Origin of the sequence: Pseudomonas oleovorans subsp. oleovorans (assembly GCF_002197815.1) — a bacterium.
Classification (GTDB): domain Bacteria; phylum Pseudomonadota; class Gammaproteobacteria; order Pseudomonadales; family Pseudomonadaceae; genus Aquipseudomonas; species Aquipseudomonas oleovorans.
In genome coordinates this window covers 46137-52383 of the sequence record NZ_NIUB01000034.1, presented here as the reverse complement: position 1 = coordinate 52383, position 6247 = coordinate 46137, and the positions used below count along the sequence as shown (strand labels likewise).

The window sequence follows — 6247 nt, the reverse complement described above, 5'->3', positions numbered from 1 at the left end:
TGGCCAGCGGCTATTACATCCAGCCGACCCTGCTCAAGGGTCACAACAAGATGCGCGTGTTCCAGGAAGAGATCTTCGGCCCGGTGATCGGCGTGACCACCTTCAAGGACGAAGCCGAAGCCCTGGCGATTGCCAACGACACCGAGTTCGGTCTGGGCGCCGGTGTGTGGAGCCGCGACATCAACACCGCGTACCGCATGGGTCGTGGGATCAAGGCCGGCCGTGTGTGGACCAACTGCTACCACCTGTACCCGGCGCACGCCGCCTTCGGTGGCTACAAGAAGTCCGGTGTCGGCCGTGAAAACCACAAGATGATGCTCGACCACTACCAGCAGACCAAGAACCTGCTGGTGAGCTACGACATCAATCCGCTGGGCTTCTTCTGATAGCCAGCACACGATCTGCTGCGCGTCGGCCCTACTGCGTTAGAAGCAGGCTCGGCAGGCCGCTTGCGGCCAACGCACTTCAGTGCGGCCCTGGAGGGGCGAGCGGAGCGAGTCATGCGGACGAAAGTACAGTCGCCCGCGACTCCGACCGTTCCTCACCTGCTTCTGCCTTGTAGGTCTCTAGCTCGCAAGATCGTGAGCCGGCTATGTACCAAAGATGGCGCGCTCGCTCCGGTGCGCCGCCTCTTGCCAGGCGAACAACCCTACCCGGGTGGGTCTGCAGGCAGCCATGGGCCTGAACGGCAGCAGATCCTTATCGCGACGCGGCTTCGGCCGCGTTTTTTATTCGCGCATGTTTCAGGCCAGGCGATGACTGGAACCTTCCAGGCGTGAGCCATGCCTACTGATAGCGTCACCTACCAATGCCAGTGCCGATTCATCCCAAAGTACCATTTGGCCTCTTGCCTGGCGGGGGCTTAATGGGGTTGCCGGAATGCCCCGGCTTCATAACAAGAGGACCGCACCATGTGGACTAAACCCGCCTACACCGATCTGCGCATTGGCTTCGAAGTGACCATGTATTTCGCCAACCGCTGATTGCTCCTGGCCCCGGCTAGTCCGGGGCATCCCCGCTGGTGACTTCCATGCATATCCAGATTCTCGGTTCCGCCGCTGGCGGCGGCTTTCCCCAGTGGAACTGTAACTGCCGCAATTGCCGCGGCGTGCGTGCCGGTACCCTGCGGGGGCAGCCGCGCACGCAATCGTCCATCGCTATCTCCGATGACGGTGAGCAGTGGATTCTGTGCAATGCCTCGCCTGACATCCGTGCGCAGATTGAAGCCTTTCCTGCGCTGCAGCCGGCGCGCAAGCTGCGCGACACCGCCATCGCCGGCATTGTCTTGCTCGATAGCCAGATCGACCATTGCACGGGCCTCTTGACCCTGCGCGAAGGCTGCCCACATGAGGTCTGGTGTACCGAGATGGTGCATCAGGATCTGACTACCGGCTTTCCGCTGTTCAACATGCTCAGCCACTGGAACGGTGGCCTGCAGCATCGGTTGATCGAGCTGAATACCGAACCTTTCAGCATTCCCGCCTGTCCGGCGCTGAGCATTACCGCCATCGCCCTGCGCAGTAGCGCGCCGCCGTATTCGCCACATCGCGGCAATCCGCACCCGGGCGACAATATCGGCCTGTTCATCGAAGACCGGCGCAGCGGCCGCTGCCTGTTCTATGCGCCGGGCCTGGGCCAGGTTGACGAGCACCTGCTGGGCTGGATGCGCCGCGCCGATTGCCTGCTGGTGGACGGCACGTTGTGGCGCGACGACGAAATGCGCGTGTGCGAGGTGGGCGACAAGCTTGGCAGCGAGATGGGCCATCTGTGCCAGAGCGGTCCTGGCGGCATGATCGAGGTGCTCGACGGCCTGCCGTCCGCGCGCAAGATCCTGATCCATATCAACAACACCAACCCGATTCTCGACCTGGACTCGCCCGAGCGCGCCGAGCTGGACGCCCGTGGTATCGAGGTCGCGTTCGATGGCATGAGCATCGTTTTGTAGGGTGTGCGGGGCCGATCAGGCCGTGCGTACCTTGAAGAATGCAGGTGCGCACGGCGCACCCTACGGCAACGCGTATCGGAGATACTGATGAGCCAACCTGCCATGACACCTGCCGAATTCGAGCAGGCGTTGCGCGCCAAGGGCGCGCTGTACCATATCCATCACCCGTTCCACCGCGCCATGTACGAGGGGCGCGCCACTCGCGAGCAGATCCAGGGTTGGGTGGCCAATCGTTTCTACTACCAGGTCAACATTCCACTGAAAGATGCGGCGATCCTCGCCAACTGCCCGGATCGCGAGACCCGCCGCGAGTGGATTCAGCGCATTCTCGACCACGACGGAGCCCCAGGTGAGGAGGGCGGTATCGAGGCCTGGCTGCGCCTGGCCGAGTCGGTCGGCCTCGACCGCGAGCAGGTGCTGTCGCAGGAGCTGGTGCTGCCCGGCGTGCGCTTCGCCGTCGACGCCTACGTCAACTTCGCCCGCCGTGCCAGTTGGCAGGAAGCGGCCAGCAGCTCGCTGACAGAGCTGTTCGCCCCGCAGATCCATCAGTCGCGCCTGGATGCCTGGCCGCAGCACTACCCGTGGATCGATGCCACCGGCTACGACTACTTCCGCAAGCGTCTGAAAGAAGCGCGCCGCGATGTCGAACACGGCCTGCGCATCACCCTCGAACACTACCGCACCCGTGAAGCGCAGGAACGCATGCTGCAGATTCTGCAATTCAAGCTCGACGTGCTGTGGAGCATGCTCGACGCCATGAGCATGGCCTACGAGCTGCAGCGTCCGCCGTATCACACGGTGACCGCCGAGCGCGCTTGGCATCGGGGTATAGCCCTGTGAGTATCGATCGAGCGGTGCGCACGGCGCACCCTACGGCCGCATTTCCGTTCGACGCGCCCTTTGTAGGGTTCGCCGCGCGCACCAGTCAGGAGCCCGAACAATGACTGCTGTCATCCTCCCACCCAGCGTGCCCTCCATCCGCCGCGGCTTCCGCCTGCAGTTCGAGCCGGCGCAAGGTTGCCACGTGCTGCTCTATCCGGAGGGCATGATCAAGCTCAACGACAGCGCCAGCGAAATTCTCCAGCAGGTCGACGGCAAGCGCTCGGTGGCCGAGATCATTGGCAACCTGCAGCAGCGCTTCCCTGATGTGCCGAGTATCGACGAAGACATTCTTGCCTTCATGGAGGTGGCCCATGCTCAGTTCTGGATCGAGCTTCGCTAAGGCAGGTCATGAACCAGGGCCACCGCTGTGGCTGCTGGCGGAGCTGACCTACCGCTGCCCGCTGCAGTGCCCGTACTGCTCCAACCCGCTGGATTTCTCCCAGCAGGGCGCAGAGTTGTCGACCGCCGAATGGATCGAGGTATTCCGCCAGGCCCGTGAACTGGGGGCGGCGCAGCTGGGCTTCTCCGGCGGTGAGCCGCTGGTGCGCCAGGATCTGGCCGAGCTGATCGCAGCGGCGCGCGGTCTGGGCTATTACACCAACCTGATCACCTCCGGCATCGGACTGACCGAAGCACGTATCGCCGAGTTCGCCGATGCCGGGCTCGATCATATTCAGATCAGCTTCCAGGCCGCCGACGAGGAGGTGAACAACCTGCTGGCGGGCTCGAAGAAGGCCTTTGCGCAGAAACTGGCGATGGCCCGCGCGGTCAAGGCCCATGGCTACCCGATGGTGCTCAACTTCGTCACCCATCGGCATAACATCGACAATATCGAGCGCATCATCGAGCTGTGCCTGGAGCTGGAGGCGGATTTCGTCGAACTCGCCACCTGCCAGTTCTACGGCTGGGCCGAGTTGAACCGAGCGGGGTTGCTGCCGACTCGTGCACAGCTGGAGCGTGCCGAACGCATCACCAACCAGTGGCGCGACAAGCTGGCGGCCGAGAACCACCCGTGCAAGCTGATCTTCGTCACTCCGGATTACTACGAGGAGCGCCCCAAGGCCTGCATGAATGGCTGGGGCAACCTGTTCCTCGACATCACCCCGGACGGTACGGCACTGCCTTGCCACAGCGCGCGACAGCTGCCGGTGCAGTTTCCCAATGTGCGCCAGCACAGTATCGAGCACATCTGGCGCGAGTCGTTCGGCTTCAACCGCTTTCGCGGCGACGACTGGATGCCCGAACCTTGCCGGTCGTGTGATGAGAAGCACAAGGATTTCGGCGGCTGCCGCTGCCAGGCCTTTATGCTCACCGGCGATGCCAGCAACGCCGACCCGGTGTGCAGCAAGTCGGCGCACCATGGCGTGATTCTCGCGGCACGCCAGCAGGCCGATGAGGCGCCGCTGGGGCTGGATGCCCTGCAATACCGCAATGAGAAGGCCTCGCGAATCATATGCAAGGCGTGAGCGACCCGGACTCGATCTGGAGTGCCGACCAGGCCGCGGCCGCCAGTGCCGATTTCGCCGAGCTGCACGCTGCACACGGCGGCGTGCTGTGGGTGGCGTTCGATCCCGGGCTGGCGCGGTGCGGGCTGTTATTCTGTCGCGACGGCGTTGTGTGCGAGCTGACGCCGCCAGGGTTTTCCGTGCGCAGCCGGGTCTACGAGTACGGCGGTGGTGCCTGCTGCGCCACGGAGCTGGGGGTGGCCTTCATTAATGAGAGCGATCAGCAGATCTACCATCTGGCAATGGCAGGTATTTCTGTAGGAGCGGCTTTAGCCGCGAACCGCGGTGAGCCAAAGGGCTTCGCGGTTAAAGCTGCTCCTACGGGCCTTGAGCCACAGGCGCTGACTGCTCGCTCCCTCTGCCGTTATGGCGACTTGTCTTTCGTACCGGCCTGGCAGGCGCTGCTGGCGGTGGAGGAGTGCCACGAGGCCGGCGCGGTGCTGCATCGCCTGGTGCGCATCGGTCTCGAGGGCCAGCGCGAAGTGCTGGTCGAGGGCGCCGATTTCTACGCAGCGCCCGTGGCCGACTCCGCGGGCCAACGCCTGGCCTGGATCGAGTGGGATCGCCCGCACCAACCCTGGGTCGCCACGCGCCTGTGCCAGCGTGAGTCGGGCCAGCCTACCCGGGTGCTGGCCGGGCAGGCGGGTGATCGATCTTTGCAGCAGCCACGCTTCGATGCGCAGAACCGGTTGTGGGTGTTGAGCGACAAGGCGGGCTGCTGGCAACCCGGGTGTGTCGATCACGACATCGAGTTGCAAGTCGCACCCTTCGATCACGCGCCGGCGCCCTGGCAGCTGGGGAGCCGCACTTACCTGCCGCTGGAAAATGGTGAGCTTCTGCTGACCCGTTTCGAGCAGGGGGTGGGTGTTCTAGTAGGGTGCGCCGTGCGCACCAAGAGTTCATACAGCAATAACATCGGCGCGCACGGCCCAGGCGGCCCCGCGACATCCTACGAGTCGCGGCTGGCCGAAGGTTTTACGCGTTTCCGTTCCCTTACCGCCGATACCGAACATTTCTACTGTATCGCCGCCGCACCAGATCGCCTGCCGGCGGTGCTGGCGATCGGCAGGGCCGACGGCGCGGTACGGATACTGGCTGGTGGCGAGCAACCCCTGGGCGAAGCGCAGTTGGCCCGGCCACAGCTATTCAGCTGCGCGCTGGGCGAGGACGAGCGCTGCCATGGATTCTTCTACGCACCTCGGCCTGCTGCCGGGCGGCCGCCGCTGGTGATTTTCCTCCACGGCGGCCCGACTTCCGCCAGCTACCCGGTGTTCGACCCGCGTATCGCTTTCTGGACGCTACGCGGCTACGCCGTACTCGATCTCAACTATCGCGGCAGTAGCGGTTATGGGCGTGCCTATCGGTTGTGTCTGGCAGGGCAGTGGGGCGAGCTGGAAGTGGAAGATATTCGCGCTGCCATCGACTCGCTCGCCAGCAATGACAGTATCGACCCGCAGCGTGTATTCGTACGCGGTGGCAGCGCTGGCGGCTTCAGCGCGCTACGTGCACTGGTCGAGCTGCCGCAGCTACGCGGTGGTGCCAGTCTCTACGGTGTCAGCGACCCGCTGGCGCTGCGCCGGCTGACGCACAAATTCGAGGCCGATTATCTCGACTGGCTGATCGGCGACCCCGAGCAGGATGCCGGGCGCTACCGGGAGCGCACGCCGCTGTTGCAGGCCGAACGGATCAGGGCGCCGGTGATTTTCTTTCAGGGTGCGCTGGATGCCGTGGTGGTGCCAAGCCAGACCGAAAGCATGGTCGAGGCGCTGCGTCAGCGCGGTTTCCCGGTTGAATATCACCTGTTCGCAGAAGAACGCCACGGTTTCCGTCAGGCCGCGAACCTGGCCGAGGCTCTGCGCGCCGAGCATGCCTTCTATCTACGTCTGGGCTAAGCGCAGGTCGCATTGCATAAACC

Annotated in this window: 6 protein-coding genes and 1 pseudogene; all 7 read left to right on the top strand. The window is 64.0% G+C overall.

Going from position 1 to position 6247, the window contains the following annotated elements:
- Positions 1 to 386, top strand: a pseudogene (adh, locus tag PSOLE_RS18195) (aldehyde dehydrogenase); the annotation flags it as partial.
- 525 nt (positions 387 to 911) lie between these two features.
- Complete coding sequence (gene pqqA / locus PSOLE_RS18190) at positions 912 to 983, top strand: pyrroloquinoline quinone precursor peptide PqqA (protein WP_003243383.1); 72 nt, start codon at positions 912 to 914, stop codon at positions 981 to 983.
- A gap of 47 nt (positions 984 to 1030) precedes the next feature.
- Positions 1031 to 1945 (top strand): pyrroloquinoline quinone biosynthesis protein PqqB, encoded by a 915-nt coding sequence (gene pqqB / locus PSOLE_RS18185; protein ID WP_074859077.1) that lies wholly within the window; start codon positions 1031 to 1033, stop codon positions 1943 to 1945.
- 87 nt (positions 1946 to 2032) lie between these two features.
- Positions 2033 to 2785 carry a pyrroloquinoline-quinone synthase PqqC gene (gene pqqC / locus PSOLE_RS18180; protein ID WP_074859080.1) on the top strand — a complete coding sequence of 251 codons (753 nt, stop codon included), beginning with the start codon at positions 2033 to 2035 and terminating at the stop codon, positions 2783 to 2785.
- A gap of 100 nt (positions 2786 to 2885) precedes the next feature.
- Positions 2886 to 3167 carry a pyrroloquinoline quinone biosynthesis peptide chaperone PqqD gene (gene pqqD / locus PSOLE_RS18175; RefSeq protein ID WP_074859083.1) on the top strand — a complete coding sequence of 94 codons (282 nt, stop codon included), beginning with the start codon at positions 2886 to 2888 and terminating at the stop codon, positions 3165 to 3167.
- The gene (gene pqqE, locus PSOLE_RS18170; protein WP_074859086.1) at positions 3139 to 4293 is read left to right on the top strand and encodes a pyrroloquinoline quinone biosynthesis protein PqqE; all 1155 of its coding nucleotides are present in this window, start codon (positions 3139 to 3141) and stop codon (positions 4291 to 4293) included. The genes pqqD and pqqE overlap by 29 nt, the downstream gene beginning before the upstream one ends.
- Positions 4281 to 6224: an alpha/beta hydrolase family protein gene (locus PSOLE_RS18165; RefSeq protein WP_074859088.1), complete on the top strand. Its 1944-nt coding sequence runs from the start codon at positions 4281 to 4283 to the stop codon at positions 6222 to 6224. Before pqqE ends, PSOLE_RS18165 begins: the two co-directional genes overlap by 13 nt.
- The last annotated feature ends 23 nt before the right edge of the window (positions 6225 to 6247 follow it).

What these genes read in the sequence shown, in the direction of transcription:
- pqqB (WP_074859077.1), top strand. Translation starts at nt 1,031, where the DNA reads ATGCATATCCAGATTCTCGGTTCCGCCGCTGGCGGCGGCTTTCCCCAG.
- pqqC (WP_074859080.1), top strand. Translation starts at nt 2,033, where the DNA reads ATGAGCCAACCTGCCATGACACCTGCCGAATTCGAGCAGGCGTTGCGC.
- pqqD (WP_074859083.1), top strand. Translation starts at nt 2,886, where the DNA reads ATGACTGCTGTCATCCTCCCACCCAGCGTGCCCTCCATCCGCCGCGGC.
- pqqE (WP_074859086.1), top strand. Translation starts at nt 3,139, where the DNA reads ATGCTCAGTTCTGGATCGAGCTTCGCTAAGGCAGGTCATGAACCAGGG.
- PSOLE_RS18165 (WP_074859088.1), top strand. Translation starts at nt 4,281, where the DNA reads ATGCAAGGCGTGAGCGACCCGGACTCGATCTGGAGTGCCGACCAGGCC.